Source organism: Capnocytophaga sp. G1920, assembly GCF_051417515.1.
In genome coordinates, this window is record NZ_JBPRKH010000006.1 from 107,437 (window position 1) to 131,330 (window position 23,894).

Genomic DNA, 23,894 nt, shown 5'->3' on the forward strand with positions numbered 1-23,894 from the left:
AAATTAACAACAAAAAAATAAACCTATATGGAAATATTAAATCAAAAAGAACGCACAAAAGCATTAGGCTTTTTCGTGTTATTTTTCGCTCTTGCTGTATTTGTTATAATTTTAGCACTCGTTGTCAATATCTACTTTCCTTTCAAGGAAAATGATTTGCTCAAGCAAGAAAATGCTCGCATACAACGAGAAATGAAATTTCAAGATGGCTTTTCTTTTCAGTTAGAAAAAGTAAAAGTGGCTGTAGATTCTATAGGAACACCTCAAGGGGGCTATAAAAACGATTTTTTCAACGAAAAATTAGCCCTTTCTATCCTTGCCGATATGTACAAGCAAATCCCTAAAGATTCTCTTAGAAATAAAAATATGTACAACAATACTATTTTGGTATACAAAGAGCTCATTGATGCTAAGAAACAAATAAAACAACTTACCATCAATCAAAAAACCTTAGATAGCCTTAGTACTATCAACAAAACTTTAAAAGAGGAATATGATAAGATGAAAGTAGATTTAGAAGTTTGCAAACAACTATACCAACAGGAATAAAGTAACTATAAAAGACAAATTGGATATGTTAAAAATATATTTACTTTCATTCATAAGTTTTATATGCTTTTCTTCTATCACTTTTGCTCAAGAAGAAAAAAAGCAAGATAGCTTGCAAATCATCTCAAAGAACCCCAAAGAGCCTGTTACTATCAATTGCAAGATAGTACAAGGTCATAAAAAACTAAAAGGAAGACATTTTGCAAGTGCACAACCTTTATATCTGCGTGCTAATAAAGATACACTCACTTATGGAGTGTTTCAGTTTGGCAGAAGAGGAAAAGATTTATTCCTATATGTCAAAATATTAGACGAATCTGTTTGCTTGAAAAAAGAAGAAGATTTTGATATGTTTTTTGCTTCAGGAGAAAAGATAACCCTAAAAAATCAATTTCCCATCAATTGTGAAGGGGCTTTTGCGCATAAGCTAAATGCCAAAGAAATAGATGAGATTATTTTTAAAGAAATAACCAAAGTCAGTATTTATACCTATCATAAAAACTATGAGTTTTTAATAAGTCCTAAACAAAGTGATGACATCATTACCCTAATACAATGTCTAAGAAGGTATAAACAGTTGAAATAACAAAAAAAAATACTATGCCACTACCCGAAATAAAACTAACACTACAATATGAAGACCGCTATCTCTCAGAAAAATGGGAAGATAGAAACGAAAATAAAGTAGTGGTACGTACTGATACCCATTTTCAAAAACATACCATTAGTATTCTCATCTCAGAACAACCCATAGGAAGCGTTCAACTAAAAATAGACGACCATTGGGTAGAACTTCCTACCTACAAACTTACGGTTACAGACGACAAAACCGAAGAAATAAAAACTTTCCAAGTAACTCGAGACTTCCTTACCTTTAAAAAAGAAACTACCCAAAAGAGCTTTTTTTCATTCTTAGGTATCAAACGCTTTGATAAAACCTCTTTCCTGTATGAAAACATAGCCTTTGAACCCGAAAAAGACAGTATAGAGAGTTTCGAACTATCGCGTTATCGTAAATTGTCAGATAATTCCTTGTCCTATCAATTCCAAAGTGGAGACAAAAAACTCCTTATCTACGCAGGAAATTTAGAGAGCTTTGTAAAACCTTCCGATATAGATAGCTACTTCATTATTGTAGACAAAAGCGAAGGACAAAGTTTTATAGGAGATATTTCTTATCGAGAAAAAATGCTAAAGCTCACCCCTAAAGTAACATTGCAAGTTGTCAAACGCACCAAAATAGCCAAAGAATTCTCTTTTGATAACAAAGGAAAAGTTCAAAAACTCATTTATTTGTAAACTCCTAATCTCCTAAAATTCAAAAGATTTTTTTATTCAAAAACTTGTCTTTTTTAAAAAAACTCCGTACATTTGTCCGCAGCAATACAAAAGCTATCTAACAATGAAAAATAATAACAATAACACCTCATCTGTCCCTGGTCGTGTAAACGACCCAAAAACCTTTGCAAAATTTGCTTCGGTGAAAAGTTTTCAAGATTTTTTGAAAGATAAAGATAATCCTGTAGTGATGATTACCCTTTCCCTCAAAGGAGAAGGTTTTTTAGATAGAGCTACTTTTTCTTTACAACTTTCCCAACATACCAATGCCCACGACGAATTTACCATCGTAGTCAATGATACAGCTATCGACGACTTCACAGGGCAAGTGATGAAAAACTCCAAAAATCTTCTGGGAGAAAATATCACCATTCATTTCCATCATCACGGAAGTATTGTACAGTCATTCAAAGGGATTATAGCCAATATCCGCAACCGCAAAGACGAAGGAGGCGGACACGGCAGGCTCTATATCTCTGGCTATGCACCAAGTATCATTTTAGAAAATGGTAAAGACTGTCAGTCGTATGAAAACAAAACCCTCCCCGAAATCATCGCTCAAGCCACCACTGAATACCCTCAAGAAGCCAAGGTAAATACCGAAGGAATGATCAATACCAAGTATAAAATTCCTTATGCGGTACAATACAAAGAATCCGATTATCACTTTATCAGTAGGTTAGCCCGCCGTTATGGCGAGTTTTTCTACTACAATGGCACCCAGCTTATTTTCAGCAACGAAGCACAGAACACAGTAGAGCTTTTTGAAGGAGATGATATGATCGATGTAGAGTTTGAACTAATGATCAAGCCTCAAAACTTCACCTATTTGTCCTATGATGCCGAAACAGCAGGTACAGAACAAAAAAAGACTCAAGAGGTACGAGTGCAGGACAAAGTGAATCCTTTTCAGTTTGCAGCTATCAAAGCCTCAAACAAAGTCTTTACCAAAGTGCCCGAGATGCCTTATGTAGCCATACCCGAACAGTTTAGAGGTGATTATTTAAAAGATGTAGTACGCCGAGAGAAAGAAAGCCGAGAACAGCTGATGCAAGTGCGAGGTAAAAGTCGCAACCCCCACGTGCGCATCGGAGGCTTTGTAAAACTCAAAGACATCAATGGCAAGCCAATGGAAACCTACCGAGTGATAGATATCAAACACTATCAATCAGGTCAAGACTACTACAACGAGTTTATCGCCATCCCCGATGTGTATATCGCTTACTATTACGATGAAGAAGCCCTCCCACGAGCCGAACAGCAAATAGCCCGAGTTACCGATAACAACGATCCTAAGGGCTTAGGACGCGTGCGAGTACAGTTTATTTGGCAAGTAGCCAAGAAATTACAGACCCCTTGGATACGCGTAGTACAACCCCACGCAGGATCCGACAAAGGCTTTTACTTCATCCCCGAAATAGGCGAGGAAGTATTAGTTGATTTTGAAGACCAAAATGCCGAACGCCCTTATGTAATAGGCAGCAACTACAACGGCAAGGAGTACAGTCCTTTCCACAACACAAACAACGATATCAAAGCCATACAAACCCGTAGCGGAGTAAAAATCAAAATCAATGATGCAGAGGGAAGTATTTATTTAGAGGATAAAGGAGGAAATAAAGTGTTTTTAGATGGATCTGGGAATATAAAATTGTCCTCTTTAACTTCTGTGAGTATAGATTCTAAAGAAATAAATTTAAAATCTGATACTTTAAACATAGAAACAACACAATTATTAAAAGCTAAATCACAACAAAACTTTATTCTCTCATCTCTTCAAAGAATAGATATTGAAGAAACAAAGAACTTTAATGTGAATGTTACTAATGTAGCAATGAGTGCACACCAAAATATTAAAACTACAGCTCAACAAGTACAGTTGGGAGCTGAAAAGCAAATGATTGTAGCTTCTGAAAATATGGAGTTGCACGGTACTCAAGCAATGGCACTCAAGTCTCCTAAAATGGACAAAGTAACTAAGGCAAAAAAAGTAAGCCAAAATGATGAAAATAAAGAGGGAGTACAAGTAATAGCAACTATAAGACCCCGTGATTATAAGGGAGAATATGGTATTGACTATTGTGAAATGGATAGTGATTTTCAAAATATTAAAAGATTTCAAAGAACAAGAGTTAAAGATATTAATTATATCTTTGATAAAAATACAAACCAGTTCAAGTCTGCAACTTCTTTTGCCGAAAAACAAGCTGCAGTAAAAGAACAATATTACAAAAAAACCCTTTTTGGTAAGGAGTATTATGCCACTTGGATACTTCTTCCTAAGGGTAAGACTGCAAAACTAACATTAACAACGTTTTTCATTAGTGAAAAGAAAAAAGTGAATAAACCTAAAGAAGGTGAAATGGCTAAAGAGTTCTTATGTTTTAGTGAAAATACTAATTTTTTAATAAAAGGTAAAGGAGTAACTAATGGAGGAATCATTGAATTGAAAAAACATAAAAAGGAATACGACATAGAAATTGAATCCTTAAATACGTTTTCAGACACACAATATATTAAAATTGAAGATGAAGAGGGAAATATTGCAGGGATAATAGAAATGGCTCCTAATATAATAGAGGAATTAGAAATAAAAATAATACCTGTAATATTTTATGACAAGAATAATCATCCTCTTTCATTTATTGAAAATGAAGCTAAGAAACTTTACAATAAAGTTAAACAGAATGATCTAATAGACAAACTTAATAATCATTCTTTAAATCAAGCAGGTATTAAGTGTACAATAGTTCCCAATCCTAATGGAATTCAATACATTTGTTTTTCAGAAATACCTAATAAAGATAAATTTTTGGACGGAGATAAGGTTAAAGATTGGAATTTTGAAAAAGCAGATAGAGGTATTTTTCCTATCCTTTGGACAGATGAAGATGGGGAAAGACCCTTTGTAGAAAAACTAACACAAACCTTCTTTTTATCTGATGCCTTAGAAGATTACTATTTCTCAAAATATGACTTAAATAGAGTGTTCAAAGGAATTGTTATCTTTATAATGATGAAAGAATATAAAGGAGACCTCCTTGCATATTCACAAAATATTCCTATCCGAAATCAAGGCGTTGTTGTATTTGAAGGTGGAATAACTAAGCTAAATACTTATCCACACGAAATAGGACACGTATTAGGTTTAGAACATACTTTTTTTGAAAATGAAACCGAAAAAAACTCCGCAAATAAAAGATTAATAGATTGGTATCATGAAATGCAAAAAAAACAAGATGAGTTGAAGAATTCAAAGATAGAATTAGGAAATATAAACAACAGTATTGAAACTAATAAAAAAGAAATAAAAAAACTAAATGAAGAATACAATACTTTTTCTCCTAATTCTACTGAATGTCAAAGGATAAATATTCAAATTGAAAAAGAAAAAGACTTACTTAATACAAATATAAGTGAAAGAAATATAAAAGAAAGGGAAATTGAAATATTAAAAGAAAAAATAGATCTGTATAAAACCAAAATCTCTATATTAAGTTATGCTTATAAGGTTGATAAAAGTATAACTCAAAATTATATGGACTATACTTATAATAGTAATTATTTTACAAAATCACAAATAGCCATAATGCAAAAAGAATTAAAGCAATATTATATCTAAAACGTATGAAAAAACTCCTATTTATACTCTGTTTATTTCCGCTCCTTATACAAGCACAAGATAAGGAAGAGGCTATAATGATCTTGCCCGATTTACTTGTGAAAGGAGAAGTTATCAATGAACGACAGCAAAAAGATACCTTAATTGTAACCAACTATCTTAATGGTTCCTTACTCTCTAAAGGAAGTAAAACACCTGCTGTTTTTTGTAAAGACCTTAATGAATATAAAAATCATTTTCAAAAAATTTTATATGATATTACTCATTTAAAAGGACACGTACAAGATTGCTTTTTTATAGAATTTGTCATTTCTAAAAAAGGAAAAGTAATCATCAATTACATAGAAGGGTTTGATTACTTGATAAAAGAAAGAATAGAATCAATTTTTAGGTGGACTAAAATCGTTTCTCCTGCACGTGATGAAAAAGGAGAGCCCATAGATACAAAGGGATTTTTATTAATACGTTTTGATGTGCAATGTCTATTACCTGAAGGTTTTGAAGAGACAGTAATCTTGCCTTAAATTCAATATTATAAACATTGTAAAACGGATATCATTATGAAAAAACTCCTATTTATACTCTTTTTATTTCCGCTCCTTATACAAGCACAAGATAAGGAAGAGGCTATAATGGTATTGCCCGATTTACTCGTAAAAGGAGAAGTTGTTAACGAACAACAAAAAGATACCTTAATTGTAACCAACTATCTCAATGGCTCTTTACTCTCAAAAGGAAGCCCAACACCTGCTGTTTTCTGTAAAGATAGTGATGAGTACAAACACTATTTTAAAGACCTTTTATATTGTGTAGTTCATTTAAAAGGACACGTACAAGGTTGTTTTTTTGTAGATTTTGTAATCAAAAAAAGGAAAATAACCATTAGTTATATACAAGGATTTGACGAAGATGTTATAAAAGAAGAAATAGCCTCTATTTTTAAAAAAATTAAAATCATTTCACCTGCGCGTAATGAAAAAGGGAAGGCTATAAAAACAAAAGGATTTTTGTTAATACGGTATGACGTGCAAACGGCATTACCTGAAGATTCTAAAGAGATAGAAATCACGCCTTAATTTTAGTAAAATGAATACAATCACAGATACTGCAAAGATGAAATGTACGGCAGGAACTATAGAGACCTCTCTTGTCGTTACTTCTCAAACGCACGATAGCGTAAATAATAAGCTCCAAGCCACAGAGGAAGATAAACAAGCCAATGTGAATATAATGCCTTTTGGTCAGTGCAAGCTAAAGCCTACCACAAGTGGTTATTTGCCTTGTATGCCTGCTCCTACAAAATGGGAGAACACCTCTTTTTCTACTATCGATGGTAAAAAGGAACTCAATAGTGCTTCCTGCATACAGTGCGCTGTAGGAGGTAAAATAACTTTTACTGATACAGGAGGTAATGACTTTGTCTCATCTGAAGTAGAATAATTGAAACACTCATCACCCATAGCCAGCTCGCTAAGGACGACCCCTCTCACCCACTACACTCCTTAGCCGGTAAATTAGCACGACATTGTATAGAAGAAATGATAGGTATTTTTAGAGCTTTAGCTTCTGCTGAAAACAAATATGAAACTGAAAAAATGGGGGAGATCATTCTTTCTCCAGATGATATAGCTGAAATGTTTATAGAAAAAGCCTTGAGCTTTATGCAACATCCTTGCCAAACCAATTGGGCTGATGATATCGCTTTGGAATGGTTATACTCTTCCGCCGATAATATCCAAGCCTTGCACCAGCACGAATATGAGTTTAGAAATGCTAAACACACGGGAAAAAAAGCCGAAGAGGATCTAAAAAAATTACAAGCTTCTCTCAATTCAGCTATAGAAAAAATAAAAATAACCGCTGAATTTGTTCAAGATACTTGTAAAACAATAACCGAATTTATAGAAAAAACAGAAAATTTAATTGATAAAGTAGGTAAAGAAGCAGTTGAAGAATTTAACAATGCTTTAAGAACATTAGAAAAGGCAAGAGATGAAATACAGAAAAAATTCAAATTACTCTTTGAGGATGAACCAAACGATGACCAAATCCTTATCAAGCATAATTTGGAGATAAACATTAGGGATGCCAATGAGAGAATTGCTTATATATTAAATGAATTGTCCCCCTACACTCATTCCAATAATTTTTCACCTACCCTGCAAGGAATGCAAAAAGCTTTTTGCGAACAGGAAAGCCTAAAAAATTATAACAAACGATTGGGAATGAATGATTTCGAATCAAAAATGTATGATTACTTAAAAGTAACCGACGACAAGCAATACGCTAAAAGCAGTGGAAGTGAAGAACAATACCAGCAGTATTGCAAAAACATTTTCCAAAAAGAACAGCAATACATCGCTCAAACTGCCGATTATTATATCAATCGTATTTACCGAAGAAGCTCTTTAATAGTAGAACCCGATAAAAGAAATGCCTAAAATGAAAAAAGTATTAATTATTCTTGCAACCGCCCTTGTAGTTTTTGCTTGCAACGGGCAAACACCTAAAAACAAACACACTGATACCACCACTACCCCCAAAACCATTACAGAAAAAGAAGCTATTGAAGCCTTTAAAAAACAAAAACACCGCTTTGAGATCAAAGGGTATAAAATATATTATAACGATACACTTTTAAAACTCGAAAAAAGAGATGTCTTTTATAAAAAATTAGGTAACCCATTTTATGATGGAGATGTTGCTGTTTGGAATACAATTCCTATGTGGGCTGATAACTATTCTACAATAGACAGATTCTTTATCTATTTTCGTCCTTTTGCAGAAGGTAGAGAAGAATTGTCTGACCTGAATCCTTTTTATTATGCAGCGAAAAGAATGCCTGTAATAGATGGGTATATGTTAGTAGAGGGGCACCCTATCCATAAAGATACAACTCCTAAAGAGCTTTCAGAAATATTAGTTCCTATCTATGGAGATAATTTTGGTAATTTAATGGGAACCCCTACCATAGTTTTTGAACTCAAAGAAGAGCAAATCAAAGAAATCATCCCCCACTGGGGTACCGATAAAGCCTACAACAACATTTTTATTGGTTTTGATTATCTAAAAGATGAGAAAACTAAAAAGATTATAGGCTTGAAAAGCGTAGATTATTACAATTTTATGATGTAAAACAAAATAGTATTGCTTTTGCGGCTTGCCCCCCTTCTTTCGGAAGGGAAGTCGCGAAAGCGAGTATGTGGAGGGGTAGGACTATAAATAAACATTAGAATCCAATAAAAGAAACGCCTAAAATGAAAAAAGTATTAATTATTCTTGCAACCGCCCTTGTAGTCTTTGCTTGCAACGGTCAAACACCTAAAAACAAACACACTGATACCACCACTACCCCCAAAACCATTACAGAAAAAGAAGCTATTGAAGCCTTTAAAAAACAAAAACACCGCTTTGAGATCAAAGGGTATAAAATATATTATCGGAACTTAAACAATACAAAGTAGAATAATCAAATACCCACAACAAACTGTATGAAAGGAATATATTACAAACTCCCTATTGATTTTGGAGGTCTAATGAAAAAACAAGACCTTGCTAAAATAGCTTTAGAAGATTCTATCTCTCAATCAATTTTCACCTTGATGACAACTGTTTTTGGAGAATGTAAGTTCGATGAAACCTATGGTTGTGAACTATGGGATACTGATTTTGACCTTCTCAAAAGCGATGACGAGCTAAAAGTTTTTGTCGCTAAAAGTTTAAAAAATAGTATCATTCAACACGAAAAACGAATTTTTCTACAAGATATAGAAATAAGAATTTCAGAACAAAACTTAGGTGAAATAAACAAAAAGCGAATAAAGAAAAAAGTATTAGTATCTGTAAGAGCCATTGTTTTAGAAACCAATCGTCCTTTTGTTTATGATTTTTCTTTTTTTGTAAGCCCCTTGTCTTATTAATATTTTAGCATAATTATACACTATAAATCACATAATATAGATGAATCAGGAACAGATAAAAAATAGAATGATAAAAAGAGCTTCACGAATGTGGGGCTATAGTGAGTTAGAGTCCGAAAGTGCTTTCGACCCAGTTTTAGAATTGCTTCTTTCTGCTTGTGCTTCAGAACTTGAGAAATTGCGCTTTGAACAAGAAAATTCCCGCGCACGAATTACAGATCGAATCCTTGAGATTATTTTCCCCAATCAAATAGTAGGAGTGGTACCTTCTCAAACATTGTTACAACTCACTCCTGTAGAAAATAACGTCCAGATCTCTCGTTATAATCATTTCAAGGCTATCAAAAAAACTCAAAATATATACGACCCAACTCAGGTAAATACAAAAGATATCTATTTCAGTCCTACTTTAGAAATGAAACTTACCACTGCTCAGGTAAAATATTTGCTCTATGGCAATAAAGTGCTCCAGCAAGAAAGTTTTTTCTATCAGGAAGAGATAGCTCGCTCAGAGAGGAATATCCCTTCAGGCGAGTTTTGGATAGGAATACACGCTCCAGGAGTAGAAAAATTAGAAGATTTGTGTTTTTACATAGATGTAAATAACAAAGAGCAAAAAGAGTTTTTCACCTATTACCTTCAACAAGTAAAAGTCTTTTCAGAGGGCAAAGAATATGAATTGGTAGAGGGATATAATGTACCTACTAACAGCATTGAATATGAGAATATTATCTCTAAAAATTACACAGGTATAGATGCTATATACAACGAAGTAAATCAATTCTATCAAGCAAATTTCTTTACTCTAAAAGGTACTATTTATCCTAAAACAGAAGAAGAAAAATCGGTAGCAACTACTTTATTAGAAAACTACTTCCTCGATCATAAGTTTATTACAGAGAAAGATATTATATGGTTACAGTTCAAATTTTATGAAGTCATTACTCCTAAAGTCCTAGAAAATGTACGTATTGCTCTAAATTGTGTGCCAGCTATCAATATACGTAATACCGAAGATTACAAACGTATCAAAGGACAGCTTACTATTTACCCTATTACTGGACAAGATTCCTTCTTAGATATAGATTATATATCTGATAACTACAAAAAAAGATATGATGTAAAGAATTATTTATCAGATGATAATATTTCTATCGTGTTAAGACGAGGAGGCGTAGCTCGCTTTGACGAAAGAAATGCCTTAGAACACCTGCAACACCTCTTAGGTCTTATTAGAGAGGAAACCGCTTCTTTTTCAGCTATAGGAAATGATTTCGCTATCGAAGAAGAACTCAAACAAATAGGTCAAAACTTAGCCTCTATCTATCAAAATATAAAAGAAAAAAATCTATCACTAAATCCCAATCCATATCTAATATTCTCTTCTAATAATAAAGAAATGGATATGAATTTTACCATTTCCTATTGGCATACAGCCGCAGAAGAAGGAAATGATATAAAAACAGGTATCTCATTAGTTTGTGATAGTGAAAACAAAACAGCCATTAGTAAAGCTATTGTTGTAAAACCTTCCTTTGGAGGTAGACGCGGACTTACTACTTCTGATAAAATTTTAGAATATCGCAATGCATTGCTTTCACGAGGTAGAATTGTTACCATTGCCGATGTAAAAACCTTTGCCAAAAGCCATTTCAAGCACACAATCAAAGGATTAGAGGTACAAAAAGGCACTAAAAAGGATGTCTCACTAAAAGGAGGATTTAAAAGAACTATAGATATTTACCTAAATAAAAACAAAGAAGTAGATATCAACGCAACAGAATGGGAATACTTAAAGGATAGTTTCTTGATTAAATTAGAAAAAGCCTCTACAAATATTTATCCTTATAGGATTTTTGAGAAGTAATTCAACATCACCGTATAAAACTATACATTTCTTTTACAGAAATATATCAAAAAAAGCATCTTCTTTAGGTGCTTTTCTATTTTTTTAGCTAAAAATATTTTTTTATATCCACTTGTTTTACAATAGATTAAAATACATTTCAAAAATAATTTGAAAAATATTTGAATGAAAATTTGCTTTGTATTTTAATTTTAACTACATTTGTCGCGTAATCAAGTTTGATAAAAATTTAAAAACATCATTCAATGCTAACAAACAAAGGAATAGGAGGCAATGAAGTGCCTATAGACGCTAGTGAAGCTATTTTAGAGATAGCTCCCAATCGCACATTGATAGCTCAAAAGCTCAGTGCAGAAAACCCCGTAAAACCCGAATTAGTGGAAGGTCTCAATACCTTAGACAAGGTATTTGAGCACTTCAAGCCTACTATGAAAGTAGATTTTGAAGACAGTGAAGGAGCTACCAAAGTAGAAGAATTGACTTTTAAAAACTTGGGAGATTTTGGCACCAAAGGAATTACAGCCCAAAGCGCTTTCCTTACAGGATTGGCTACTGAAAAAGACCAATATCAGAAAATAATCAAACAGCTCAAAACAAACAAACTCCTTAAAGCAGCCTTGGAAGATCCTGATGCTAAAAAAGCCTTACAAGATACATTAGAAGCTCTAATAGCTGAGTTGAGTTAATTCTTTAAATTCCCAATTAAATATTTGAAACGATGTCAAATAAAGTAGAAATAGTAAATACAGCATCACAAGCACAAGAATCTGTTAAGAAATCACCTATTTCATTAGAAAAGTCATTAGATAAATTAGTGCGTTATGGAGGTTTTGATTTGTTAGAAGCATCCATAGAGAATGTACAAAATGTAAATCCTGATAGGAATGCTCGTAGAAAGATATTCCTTACCGAAAGTAGCAAGCAAAAAGAAAGAGATACCCTAAAGAAAACATTAGAACTTTGGGCAAGTGTCTTAAAACAAAGTGATTCTTTGGTTGAAATGGTCGCACATTGTGAAGACCAACAAAAATCAGCAGAAGAGTTGCTTTCTAAAAACTTATACAATGCTGTAGAGGCTACTCGTGAGTTAGAAACAAACTATCGAACTATAGCTTTGTTCTACAAAAATACTGAGGAAGACAAAATCAAAAACGTTACAGTGATGAACGCTTCCTTAGAGCAACTCAAAGACCTTGATAACACGCGTTTTATTGATACTATACACGCCGAACTTTCCGATAACTACGACCGTTTAGACCTTAGAAATAACTATGGCTTGTTAGTGATTCCAGGTTATTTAGGCTCTAATATGGTAGTCGAAAAATGGGCAAAAATCGCTCACGAAAATAAAGTAATGCTCGTTACTGACTTTGAACACTTAGATGAACCCGATGATGTAATGGAGATGTTCGACGAAGCAAACCTCACAGGTGGCGATGTGTATCGTGCCAATGTACTAATGACCTGCAACTGGCTAGTAGGTAGAGGTCGTTTCAATGAAATAGGCGAAACAACCGATTTGTTTGTCCCTCCTTCCGCCGCTTTAGCTGGAAAAATCTACAAAACATTGATGTCTCAGGTAACTGCAGGAAAGAAATTTGGAGGTATCAACGAAGTAGAAGGTGTCCGTTTCGACTTGAAGAAAAGCGAAATAGCCAACTTAGAAAGTTTAGGACTTATCCCTATGGTAAATGAATACGGAAAAGTAATGGCTTTCTCTGGCAAAACATTGTTCAACGGAGATAACTTAGGACTACAAACGTATTCTGTAGTACGTGTGTTCGACTATGTGACCAAAGTGCTAATGGATTTCCTTAACCGTAGAGCTTTTGAGAATTTCACAGCTACTACTCGTAAGGATATTATGAACCAAATTGTCCAATTCTTGGATAGCATTACAGGTCCTAAAAACCTTATTGAGAATTTCGAGATAAGACGATTTGAACAAGACCCTAAACAAAAAGACAGAATCTATTTAGACATTCATATGAAACCTTATTTCCCTGCTAAAAACTTCCTTATCAAAATGGATGGACACAAGGGAACTGATGCTAATGAATGGGATACTGAATATGAACAAAAGTAAAGTACCTCTTATGAAGGGATGATTCACCTTAAACAATAAAACAAGGTTTAGACTTCCAACATAAGGCATTGGAGACATTTTATATATATATTTCCATAATTGGTATTATTGAGTATTAAATTTTAATTTATTTTAATTATGTCGTTTAAATGCAAACTGAATGTTGCGGGAAAAGAACGCAACATCGTTTCCGTAGACTACGGAATGTTACAAGAGACCGACGTCACAGGTAGACCTTCTTCGGTTACCAGAGGTGGCAAAATTACTATCACTGTGGAAAGCACAGGTGATACCGACCTTTTTGAGTGGATGACCAACTCCTTCGAACGCAAGGATGGAAGCATCATCTTCCTCAAAAGAGACAGTGAGGCTACTTTGAAAGAGCTGAAATTTAAAGAAGCTTACATCGTGAAGTACAAAGAAGATTTTGATGCAGCAGGTGATAATCCGCTGACAGAAACCTTTACACTCTCTGCCAAAGAGATTGAAATGGGTACAGCCAAACATACCAATGAATGGGTGTAATCTTCTTTTGATTTTTTAATGTAATTATTAATCTTTTAAATTTTTAAGCGTATGTCTTTCAAAGCCAAACTTAAAGTAGCTGGCAAAGAATATAATGTTCTTAGCGTAAGTTATGCATTGTTCCAGGAAACAGATGCAACAGGTCGTCCTTCTACCGTTACACGTGGTGGAAAAATTGATGTAGTAGTGGAAAGCACAGGAGAAGCCGACTTCTTCGAGTGGATGACCAATTCTTTTGAACGTAAAGATGGTAGTATCACTTTCTTAAAAAGAGACAGTGAAGCCACCTTAAAAGAATTGAAGTTCACTGAGGCTTACCTTGTAAAACATCGAGAGCATTTTGATGCCTCAGGAGAAAAACCCCTCACAGAATCCTTTACCATTTCTGCAAGGAAATTAGAAATGGGTACAGGAGCCTACGAAAATGAGTGGGTGTAAAACTTATGGAAATTGGGTAGCGCTTTAGAGTGCTGCCCAATTTTTGTAAAAAACAAACAGAATCAAAGAGTTAAATCTATAAAAACAAAAATGTTATGCCTCTGATTAAAAAGACTGATAGGATGGATATTTACTTAGAAGAATATAGGCAGATTATACTTATTCGTCAAAGATGGAAGTATAATTGGCTTAATGAAAGAAATACCACAAGTTGGACTTTATTTGAAAAAAGAGATTTTCATAATAAAGTTGATAATATCATTTGGAAAATTTGGGGAGGTCAGTTTAAAATAAAAGTTATAGGTAGTTCAGTTTTTGCTCAAAAATATAAAAATAAAATTTTTACAATTAATTTTGATATTCAATGGGTAATACAAAATCCTCATTGGAATGTAAATGTAAGAAAAATCGTAAAGAATACTTCTTATAGAAGTAATGTGAGATGGAATGATAGAGAAATCAATTTAGACACTGAAGATACAAAGATGAGGAAGGACTACAAACAAGTGCCTGTTGGCCATGAATTTGGACATGCTATTGGTTATCTATATGATGAATATAATAGTACTCTCTCTATTAATAATGGTTTTCTTTTTGACCAAGATAGTATAATGAATGTTGGTATGGAATTGAGAAATAGGCATTTGCAATATGTTATCTATCAATTATCTACTATTTATCCTAATACAACATTTCAGTTAATATAATGCACTATGAAGTTTTTATGTGTTTTTATTGCAATGAATTTATTTGCAGCTCAATGTAAAAATGAAGAATCACAAAAATTACAGCATTTTAATATGACAGTAATAAATGCTGAAAAAGATTCTTTATTACAAAATTTTGAAAAACTATCGTATGATAAAAATATTGAGAAACATTACAAAAAGTTAGGATATTCACTTGTGAAAGAAACTACTTTTCTTATGGGAGATTATTCTGATGGTTTAATTTCTGAATTTAGAATTGAATTACTCAATATTTTTTCTGAAAAAGAAATACAAGAAAAAGATATTCTTATAAAAGAAGTTACTTGGCAAATTGATAAAAATAATAATTTAACAATTTGGTACAAAAGAGAAAATAAGAAATGGAAACCGTTAAAATTTTTCATTTATAATAAGGATACAAACTTTTAACTAACAATTTTAAAAATAAAAAGAATATGTCATTCAAAGTTAAATTAGAATTAGAAGGTAAAACCTACAATGTATTAGCTTGTAAATATAATTTTACACAAGATGTAGATCAAACAGGACTACCTAAAGGAATGCCAAGAGGTGGTGAAATCTTTATTCGTTTGGAAAGTACAGGAGAGCCTGACTTGTTCAAATGGATGAATAGCGTTAGTGAAACCAAAGATGGTAAGATTATTTACTATCGTAGAGATGCAATGAGCAAATTGCAAGAACTTTCCTTTAAAAAAGCTTTCTGTATAAGTTTTACAGAAGACTTTAATGCCAATAGCACAGAGCCCTTGCAAATTGAACTTATTTTATCTGCTCAGCAACTCATTGTAAATGGAGTACCACATAACAAACAATGGAAAATGGGTATTTAAATTTGTAATCTCAAATTTCATCCGTAAAAAAGAATCTTATGAATAACAACACCTCATCTGTCCCAGGTCGTGTAAACGACCCCAAAACCTTTGCAAAATTTGCTTCGGTGAAAAGTTTTCAAGATTTTTTGAAAGATAAAGATAATCCTGTAGTGATGATTACCCTTTCCCTCAAAGGAGAAGGTTTTTTAGATAGAGCTACTTTTTCTTTACAACTTTCCCAGCACACCAATGCCCACGACGAATTTACTATCGTAGTAAACGATACAGCTATCGACGACTTCACAGGGCAAGTAATGAAAAACTCCAAAGATCTTTTAGGAGAGAACATTACTATTCATTTCCATCATCACGGAAGTATTGTACAATCTTTCAAAGGAATTATAGCCAATATCCGCAACCGCAAAGACGAAGGAGGCGGACACGGCAGGCTCTATATCTCTGGCTATGCACCAAGTATCATTTTAGAAAATGGTAAAGACTGTCAGTCGTATGAGAACAAAACCCTCCCTGAAATCATCGCCGAAGCCACCACTGAATACCCTCAAGAAGCCAAGGTAAATACCGAAGGAATGATCAATACCAAGTATAAAATTCCTTATGCGGTACAATACAAAGAATCCGATTATCGCTTTATCAGTAGGTTAGCCCGTCGTTATGGAGAATTCTTTTACTACAATGGCACCCAGCTTATTTTCAGTAATGAAGCACAGAACACAGTAGAGCTTTTTGAAGGAGATGATATGATCGATGTAGAGTTTGAACTAATGATCAAGCCTCAAAACTTCACCTATTTGTCCTATGATGCCGAAACAGCAGGTACCGAACAAAAAAAGACTCAAGAGGTACGAGTGCAGGACAAAGTGAATCCTTTTCAGTTTGCAGCTATCAAAGCCTCAAACAAAGTCTTTACCAAAGTGCCCGAGATGCCTTATGTAGCCATACCCGAACAGTTTAGAGGTGATTATTTAAAAGATGTAGTGCGCCGTGAGAAAGAAAGCCGCGAACAGCTGATGCAAGTGCGAGGTAAAAGTCGCAACCCCCACGTGCGCATCGGAGGCTTTGTAAAACTCAAAGACATCAATGGCAAGCCAATGGAAACCTACCGAGTGATAGACATCAAGCACTATCAATCAGGTCAAGACTACTACAACGAGTTTATCGCCATCCCCGATGTGTATATCGCTTACTATTACGATGAAGAAGCCCTCCCACGAGCCGAACAGCAAATAGCCCGAGTTACCGATAACAACGACCCTAAAGGCTTAGGGCGCGTACGCGTACAGTTTATCTGGCAAGAGAAATACCAAGCCCAAACCCCTTGGATACGCGTAGTACAACCCCACGCAGGAGCCGACAAAGGCTTTTACTTTATCCCCGAAATAGGCGAAGAAGTATTAGTTGATTTTGAAGACCAAAATGCCGAACGTCCCTTTGTAGTAGGCAGCAACTACAACGGTAAGGAGTTTAGTAAATACCATACAGCAGGTAATGACAAAAAAGTGATACATACCCGTTCAGGTACTAAAATCATTCTCAATGATGGGGAAGGTAGCGTATTTATAGAAGACCCCAGTGGTAATACTTACCTAATGGATGGACAAGGAAATATCAATGTAAGTGCTCCTAAAGATATTACTTTCAAAGCGGGCGGAGATATTAATTTAAATGCAAATAAAAACATATTTTCAACAGCTTCTTTAAACATTGTTAGCAATGCAGGCGTGAATATGGTAGATATAGCAGGTAAAGATATTTCTCAATCTGCTTCTGGTGATATACGAGAAGACTCTAATGTAAGAGGTGAAATCTCTAAAAACGAAAGAAGCATACAAGCTAAGAAGAGCGACTCTCATTCTGATAAAATAACCGTAGTGAGCACCAAGCAAAATATGATTTTACAAAGTGAAAAATCTGTAAAATCTAATAGCGGCGAGCAAGGTAGTTCACATTAAAAAGTAAAGCTATGGGAATTTTTAAAAAGGCAAATAACATATATATCACCGTTCGTGATACTTATACCTCTATAAGCGGCTCCTCTTATGAAGAAGCCGAAGAAGTAATCATTGAAGCAACCAATGGTGATTTAGAGCTTGTCAGCCAGAAAAAAGTGGTGATGCAGGGATTAGGGAATGGGAAAGGTGATGATAAAAGCAAGAAAACCCAACTTTTAGTAACAAAAGTTGAAGGAAAAAACACTGCTATTCCTTATGAAAAAGTAACTTACAAAGTAACTAAATATAATCAGGATAAAGTTTCTGAAAATGATAAAAAACGTATCCAGTGGGCAATAAAAATTGACGGGGAACAAGAAATTTTAAAAGAAAAAGGTGAAAAACTTGTTTTAACGATAAAAGATGAATGGGCAGCAAAAGAAATTATCGTGATGCCGTTTTTAGTAAAACCTAATGAAGAAAAGGTGAGTAAGATAACAAGGGTAGATTTTTGCAGGTATGTTGATGTTAAAACAATTATAAAGTATATTTGCAAAGAAATCAAAACTAATTTTAATCATAAGGATACATTGTTTATGAAATATCTTAATGACAATATATCTTTAAAAAATGATATTAAAATAAATATTGCTTATAAACTCTCTGCCTATGAAAAATGGAAAGATTTAGTTGCAAAAGGGAAAATATGGGACCATAAAAAAGAAATAAGAAAATTACAAAATGATAAAAATTGGTCATGTAGTAAATTTGATAAATACACTATAAAATTTTATTTTGATATATGGTCAAATATACACTATGGATTCATCGGAAAAAGAGCTGGATTCTCTGAATTTGAATTAATTAATGGAGCAGGATATGCACAAATTGGAGATAATGGAAAAAAACTTTCTGAATGGAAAGTCTGGAAAGAATATTTAAAAAATAGATTTATTGATTTTGGGGATTGTGATATTTTAGGAGGTTTTGACGACCCCAATGATACACAAGCTATTAAAATAGGATTTCGTCTGTATGATAAATTTAAAAATAGTATGCATCTATTGACGGAAGAAACTATTATGGAAGAAGTTTTAGAAACATATAAAAGTGAAAAACCTTTAAGTATAGAAAGATGCGAATACCATTCTTACTATTAATATTAATATTGTTTGTTATAAAAAGTTGTAAATCAGAGGTAAAAGACCCTACTGATAGGGAGATGATAAATCATTTTAATAAATGTAAAACTGATTTTGAAATGATTAAGCAAATTATTGCAGATGATACAATTTCTGCATTTGAATACCCACCAGTTTTGTTTGAAGGAAAATATAAAAATATAAAGGATTCCATTTATTTCAATCAATTAAATATTGACAAAAAAAGGGAATTGGATTCTTTGTTACAAAATGTGCAGTGTAGTGGAATATTTGTGCTTTCTAATAATGAGATTCGTTTCAATTATTATTCCTATGGGGGAATAGGTTGGGGTATTGATAAGAATTTTATTTATACGAAAAGGAATTTTAAGGAAATAAATGATGTAGAAATTTGTCCTCCAGAGATAGATATGTCCGAAAGGCGTTATAATTCAATGAAAAATTGCTACTTGGTTAAAGAATTAGGTAATAATTGGTATATAGAGCTAAACTATGATAGATAATGACTAAGTAGAAGTTTTATAACAACTATAAAAAGAAGTATATTTATCTTTAAAAATAGATAAATAATAGAAAATATGAATATAGAAGACACAAAGCAATGGTATTTTTTTTTATTTAGTCATTTGTACTTATATACATTTCCATTTGTCTTGGGGACTTATTCATAACTTATGAATCTTAAATTTATTAATAGAAAAATCTAAGATACAAACTTAAACTTAATATCACTCAAAAAACTTATTATGGCAGTAGAATATGGCAAATGGCAAAAAATAGAGCGTAAAGAACTTACGCCCCCTATACCTTTTGGAGTAGAAAAAATAGAAATTATTTTTACAACTTATGGTTCTAAAAACGATGGTTCTGGAGCTATGAATAATGAAGGTATGGTATATGGGGAAAAATACAGATTTAAAATAAGTTATGCAAATAATACTCCTCCTGAAACAAAAAACATAGTATGGGAATTTTCATATAAAACAAGAGATGGAAAATTAGTGTCAAAAAGTTTCGATGGACCTATTTTTAACTGTGATAATTTAGATTATTGCGGGCAAACAATCTCTTTTTATGCGTATGTCAAAAACAAACAAACTACAAAAGCTAAATTAGATGTTTTTTGTCATTATAGGTTTAAATGGATAGATAGAAATAACTTGAAAAACCAACTTTCATCAAGGAAAACCAATCCATATATAGATCAAGGAGACTCTTCTTTGTGTGGTATAGCCGTTATAGCTTATTTACTATGCAAAAATGATTATAACACGTATGAACAATATATTTCTGATATGCATCAGTATGGAGAGGCTACTATAAAAAAAACAGATTATTCTATTAAAATTGATAGTGATGAACACCTACTCAATTATAAAACTACAGACAAAGAATATCCGAAACAATCTTCCTTTTATAATTCGCATTTGCCTATTTGGGAAGTAGATTTTGTATTTTTAACAACAATTAGAGATCATTTGAATGATTTTTGGGATTATGACCCAGATGCACTTAATGTGGGAGGAACAGAAGAAGGGCTAGCAGGATTATCCTTGCCTAAAGATGTGGCAAAGATGATGAAAAAAATACTTGGATATTCAAAAATTATAAATAACACTAATTTATTTACTAGTAAATGGAATGGAGCAAAAGATTCTTTTACGGAACTAAGTAGTAAGCTTACAAATGGTTATAAAATTGCTCTTCTCATAGAAAGTAAAAATTTTACTAATAATAAAAAAGAATTTATTTCTAAGCCTACACATTGGGTGATATTAGAAAAAATTAGCATTAATGAGAGTAAAAAAACAATAACTCTTGAAGTATTTACTTGGGCAGAAATAAAATCTTGGACAGTTTCTTTTGAAGTCTTTAAAGATGGATACTATGGTTATGTTGCTGGAAAATAATTTTGTTATGAACAAATATATATCCTTTTTAAGAAAAAATACTCATAGAATATACAAAGTACAAGTGTTATTATTCTTGATATTTATACTTTTAACTATTGTATATTACAATTATCCACAGGCGCACCGCTTTTTCAATAGAATATGGTGTGAAAATTCTTGTTTCTGTTTTGATTATCTATTTTCATTTATAATGACAATGTTGTTTGCTTGTTTTTTTTGGATAGTATTAGTGTATCCTTTTATTCTTCTATTTTCTATATTTTTTATGAAAATGGGTTGGAAAAGGCTTGTAATATTGCTAATTCTTTACTTAACAAGCTTTGTTTGTGAATTTTCTTTATACACTATACCCATACAACAAATGTTCAAGGAGAGAAAAAAACAAGATACAGATATAAATACAAATTTTTCACCCTCAAAAAGTATAAAGTTTTATGTTCACAATAATCCCTCATTTATTCCCAACCGCTACTTATGCCGTTGAAGATGTACTTACATTAAAAATAGGAGAACAGGAATATAACACTACTCTTACCTATAATATCTTTGTAAAGACAGAGAAAAAGCCTACTTATGATGTGGTGATTGAGAGAAGTCAGTTTTTAGTAAATGGAGAGGAAATAGACACTAAATTCTTATCTATATCACATAAATATATGGAAGCCATCTTTCCTCTGAAATGCAAGGTCAAGGACTATGTGCTTTTTGTAACTAACATCTCTGAAATACAAGAACGCATAAAAGAAGTAGATAATGAACTCTTAGCAACTTATGAAGGAGAAGGATTAGAACACATTCGCTCTCAATTTTTTAAAGCAACAGATACACCAGAAAAACTGAGAGAGTTTATAAAGCAGTTACATATTGTAAAAACATTGAGTTTTAGCATACGCAAATTTGCTCCTGATACTCATTATCCTTTGCAATGGAATATCCTCCCCATAGGATTGTCTTTTTGGAAAGGAGAGATAGAAAAAAGAACAGAAAGCAACCAAATATATTATGAGCCCAAAATAGCAAATGCACAAGAGATGATGGATAAAGTAATCACATATATCCATAACCAAGAATACTATGTAGAAATCGAACAGGAAAATGTACAGATGTATACTAACTTTGTGCACCAAACAGATTATACAGGCAAAACAGGAAGAATAAAACACTCAGAAACCAATGTAACTATTGAAGTTGAAAATATTTTTCTATACGACCAAAAACTAACGCTAACAAAAAAATAAGGATTATGCAAGAGCAATCAAAATACACAGTAAAAAGTAAAGATACTTTTGTTTCAATAGCAAAACAAATAGGCTTAAAAGACCCAATGAAACTCAAAGAGTATCATAACGAGCGTGCCGACTTCAATAGTCAGGTAGGTAATCAGTTGCACCCTAACATAACCCTATTGATGCCTTCTTCTGAAGAGGTAAGAGAACTTAATGCGGAAAAACCATTCGAAGATGAAGTAAAACAAGAACAACGAGAGGAAGAGCAAAAACAACAAGAAGAAAAAGAGAAAGAAGCCGCTGCCGAACAACAAAAACAAGAAGGAAAGAGTGAACACGAAGGGCAATATTATGTGGTAAATGGGGCTAAGTGTATTTGTAATAAAGCTGAAAATCCTAACCAACAGGCTACTTTGCAAGTAACTTCCCATAAAACAATTGTCTTTAATGAGCAATCTGATAAATATGTAGCAACAGAAGATGATAAAACTTTTATTCCAGCTGCGATGACTTTTGGAAAATGTACTTTAAAACCTTCTTCTTCTGGGAATTTACCTTGCTCACCACAATTTGCACCTAAATGGGGCAAAACTTATGATGGTACAAAAGTATTAGACAAAAATACACTTACTAAAATTTCAGAATTGCAATGTATGATAGGAGGCAAGATAACTATTGCAAAACACGGACAAACAGACAGCGTGTTATTGCAACATTCTGAAAATACTACCCCATTGGAAGTAAGTGCTGTAAACCCCACTATAGAGATGCCTAAGAAGGAACCAGCTCTCCCTTCAGTAGACAGCATTACTCTTACTAAAATTTCAGGAAGATCCCCTTTCTCAACTCAGAAGTCAGACAAAAAGATACCACTCATTTATTTGCGAAAAGGAGAAGAGGTTTCGTTTAAAGCTTCTGTAAAAAAAGGAAATTCGGATCTGGTTTCTTGGATGATTTACAAAGGTTTTAAAGGAGAAAAGAAGAGTGAGTTATTAGAAAAACAACAAATAGGAGTTGAATTTAGCCACAAATTTGAAGAATATGGAGATTTCCGTATTGAAGGTTTCGGGACTCCTAAAAATTCTGAGAAGTATAAATCTTATGATGATTGCTCTATAAATTTGCGCGTAATAGAGAATACGATAGCCTCTGTAAAATGTTTGCAAGAAGGTGAAACAGCTGAGAACATTAAAAATAATTGGGTGTTTAAAAAAGGCGCTTCACTTACTTTTAAAGCGAATTTTTACATAGAACCTACTGAAGAAGAACTCTCATCTCTGAAAATGAAAGTATTAGATGAAAGAGGAAGTATATTAAATGATTTTTCACAAAAAGGAAATAGCATTACTTTTGTTCCTGAAAATAAAGGAACTGTATATACTATCCAAGTAGAGTACACAACCTCTTCAGGAAAAAAAGTGCAAGAAAAACTTAAAGGAAAATGTGCTTTAAATAGTGTTATATCTATTTCTCCTACTAATAATGCTTCTGAAATTAGACCTAATGAAGAAATTACCATTAATGTTACAAAAATGAGGTTTAGTGATAACTCAGAAGATCTTGCCAATATAAAATGGGCTCTTAATGGAAAAGTAGTACAAGAAGGTGGAAGAACATACAAATTTAGTAATGATAAAGAAGGGATATACTATATAGAGGCTTTTAGCTTAAAATCTAACTCTTTAACAAAACCCGATGAAAAAGACACTTGGAAACTTACAATAACAGAAAATGAAGTTGAAGATATTTCAG

General features: G+C 33.0%; 25 protein-coding genes. All 25 read left to right on the forward strand.

Annotated elements, in window-relative coordinates:
• The first annotated feature begins 27 nt into the window (after positions 1 to 27).
• Positions 28 to 549 (forward strand): type VI secretion system TssO, encoded by a 522-nt coding sequence (gene tssO, locus ACSQ7D_RS05380; protein ID WP_198467762.1) that lies wholly within the window; start codon positions 28 to 30, stop codon positions 547 to 549.
• A gap of 25 nt (positions 550 to 574) precedes the next feature.
• Positions 575 to 1,135, forward strand: coding sequence for a hypothetical protein (locus ACSQ7D_RS05385; RefSeq protein WP_002678166.1), 561 nt, complete (start codon positions 575 to 577; stop codon positions 1,133 to 1,135).
• Positions 1,136 to 1,149: 14 nt separating this feature from the next.
• The gene (locus ACSQ7D_RS05390; RefSeq protein ID WP_437135628.1) at positions 1,150 to 1,848 is read left to right on the forward strand and encodes a hypothetical protein; all 699 of its coding nucleotides are present in this window, start codon (positions 1,150 to 1,152) and stop codon (positions 1,846 to 1,848) included.
• 103 nt (positions 1,849 to 1,951) lie between these two features.
• Positions 1,952 to 5,509 carry a type VI secretion system Vgr family protein gene (locus ACSQ7D_RS05395; protein ID WP_437135629.1) on the forward strand — a complete coding sequence of 1,186 codons (3,558 nt, stop codon included), beginning with the start codon at positions 1,952 to 1,954 and terminating at the stop codon, positions 5,507 to 5,509.
• A 5-nt stretch (positions 5,510 to 5,514) separates the two neighbouring features.
• Complete coding sequence (locus tag ACSQ7D_RS05400; RefSeq protein WP_437135630.1) at positions 5,515 to 6,033, forward strand: hypothetical protein; 519 nt, start codon at positions 5,515 to 5,517, stop codon at positions 6,031 to 6,033.
• 36 nt (positions 6,034 to 6,069) lie between these two features.
• Complete coding sequence (locus tag ACSQ7D_RS05405) at positions 6,070 to 6,585, forward strand: hypothetical protein (protein ID WP_437135631.1); 516 nt, start codon at positions 6,070 to 6,072, stop codon at positions 6,583 to 6,585.
• Between the two features lie 10 nt (positions 6,586 to 6,595).
• Positions 6,596 to 6,949: a DUF4280 domain-containing protein gene (locus tag ACSQ7D_RS05410; protein WP_198467747.1), complete on the forward strand. Its 354-nt coding sequence runs from the start codon at positions 6,596 to 6,598 to the stop codon at positions 6,947 to 6,949.
• Between the two features lie 98 nt (positions 6,950 to 7,047).
• A complete protein-coding gene (locus ACSQ7D_RS05415) occupies positions 7,048 to 7,950 on the forward strand; it encodes a hypothetical protein (protein WP_437135632.1) in 903 nt (300 codons plus the stop codon).
• 1 nt (position 7,951) lies between these two features.
• Positions 7,952 to 8,644, forward strand: a complete 693-nt coding sequence (locus ACSQ7D_RS05420; RefSeq protein ID WP_437135633.1) for a hypothetical protein — start codon at positions 7,952 to 7,954, stop codon at positions 8,642 to 8,644.
• A gap of 122 nt (positions 8,645 to 8,766) precedes the next feature.
• Positions 8,767 to 8,973 (forward strand): hypothetical protein, encoded by a 207-nt coding sequence (locus ACSQ7D_RS05425; RefSeq protein WP_157668389.1) that lies wholly within the window; start codon positions 8,767 to 8,769, stop codon positions 8,971 to 8,973.
• Positions 8,974 to 9,000: 27 nt separating this feature from the next.
• Positions 9,001 to 9,429, forward strand: a complete 429-nt coding sequence (locus ACSQ7D_RS05430) for a GPW/gp25 family protein (protein WP_198467744.1) — start codon at positions 9,001 to 9,003, stop codon at positions 9,427 to 9,429.
• A 40-nt stretch (positions 9,430 to 9,469) separates the two neighbouring features.
• Positions 9,470 to 11,296: a type VI secretion system baseplate subunit TssF gene (locus tag ACSQ7D_RS05435; protein WP_437135634.1), complete on the forward strand. Its 1,827-nt coding sequence runs from the start codon at positions 9,470 to 9,472 to the stop codon at positions 11,294 to 11,296.
• Positions 11,297 to 11,541: 245 nt separating this feature from the next.
• Positions 11,542 to 11,982 carry a hypothetical protein gene (locus ACSQ7D_RS05440; protein ID WP_002682314.1) on the forward strand — a complete coding sequence of 147 codons (441 nt, stop codon included), beginning with the start codon at positions 11,542 to 11,544 and terminating at the stop codon, positions 11,980 to 11,982.
• 32 nt (positions 11,983 to 12,014) lie between these two features.
• On the forward strand, positions 12,015 to 13,382 hold the full coding sequence (locus ACSQ7D_RS05445; RefSeq protein WP_437135635.1) for a DUF5458 family protein: 1,368 nt from the start codon (positions 12,015 to 12,017) through the stop codon (positions 13,380 to 13,382).
• 138 nt (positions 13,383 to 13,520) lie between these two features.
• Positions 13,521 to 13,907, forward strand: coding sequence for a type VI secretion system tube protein TssD (gene tssD / locus ACSQ7D_RS05450; protein WP_009411176.1), 387 nt, complete (start codon positions 13,521 to 13,523; stop codon positions 13,905 to 13,907).
• A 51-nt stretch (positions 13,908 to 13,958) separates the two neighbouring features.
• A complete protein-coding gene (tssD, locus tag ACSQ7D_RS05455) occupies positions 13,959 to 14,345 on the forward strand; it encodes a type VI secretion system tube protein TssD (RefSeq protein WP_009411177.1) in 387 nt (128 codons plus the stop codon).
• Between the two features lie 95 nt (positions 14,346 to 14,440).
• Positions 14,441 to 15,052, forward strand: coding sequence for a hypothetical protein (locus ACSQ7D_RS05460; protein ID WP_016479935.1), 612 nt, complete (start codon positions 14,441 to 14,443; stop codon positions 15,050 to 15,052).
• 33 nt (positions 15,053 to 15,085) lie between these two features.
• Positions 15,086 to 15,484 (forward strand): hypothetical protein, encoded by a 399-nt coding sequence (locus ACSQ7D_RS05465; RefSeq protein WP_314474971.1) that lies wholly within the window; start codon positions 15,086 to 15,088, stop codon positions 15,482 to 15,484.
• A gap of 26 nt (positions 15,485 to 15,510) precedes the next feature.
• Complete coding sequence (gene tssD, locus ACSQ7D_RS05470; protein ID WP_198467742.1) at positions 15,511 to 15,906, forward strand: type VI secretion system tube protein TssD; 396 nt, start codon at positions 15,511 to 15,513, stop codon at positions 15,904 to 15,906.
• Positions 15,907 to 15,944: 38 nt separating this feature from the next.
• Positions 15,945 to 17,861: a type VI secretion system Vgr family protein gene (locus ACSQ7D_RS05475; protein ID WP_437135636.1), complete on the forward strand. Its 1,917-nt coding sequence runs from the start codon at positions 15,945 to 15,947 to the stop codon at positions 17,859 to 17,861.
• A gap of 11 nt (positions 17,862 to 17,872) precedes the next feature.
• Positions 17,873 to 19,000, forward strand: a complete 1,128-nt coding sequence (locus tag ACSQ7D_RS05480; protein ID WP_095900712.1) for a polymorphic toxin type 44 domain-containing protein — start codon at positions 17,873 to 17,875, stop codon at positions 18,998 to 19,000.
• Between the two features lie 101 nt (positions 19,001 to 19,101).
• Positions 19,102 to 19,506, forward strand: a complete 405-nt coding sequence (locus ACSQ7D_RS05485) for a hypothetical protein (RefSeq protein WP_225879561.1) — start codon at positions 19,102 to 19,104, stop codon at positions 19,504 to 19,506.
• 243 nt (positions 19,507 to 19,749) lie between these two features.
• Positions 19,750 to 20,913 carry a hypothetical protein gene (locus ACSQ7D_RS05490; protein ID WP_095900714.1) on the forward strand — a complete coding sequence of 388 codons (1,164 nt, stop codon included), beginning with the start codon at positions 19,750 to 19,752 and terminating at the stop codon, positions 20,911 to 20,913.
• 437 nt (positions 20,914 to 21,350) lie between these two features.
• Positions 21,351 to 22,154: a hypothetical protein gene (locus ACSQ7D_RS05495; RefSeq protein ID WP_437135637.1), complete on the forward strand. Its 804-nt coding sequence runs from the start codon at positions 21,351 to 21,353 to the stop codon at positions 22,152 to 22,154.
• 5 nt (positions 22,155 to 22,159) lie between these two features.
• Positions 22,160 to 23,894, forward strand: a 1,735-nt coding sequence (locus ACSQ7D_RS05500; protein WP_437135638.1) for a DUF4280 domain-containing protein, incomplete at its 3' end; no start/stop codon positions are given.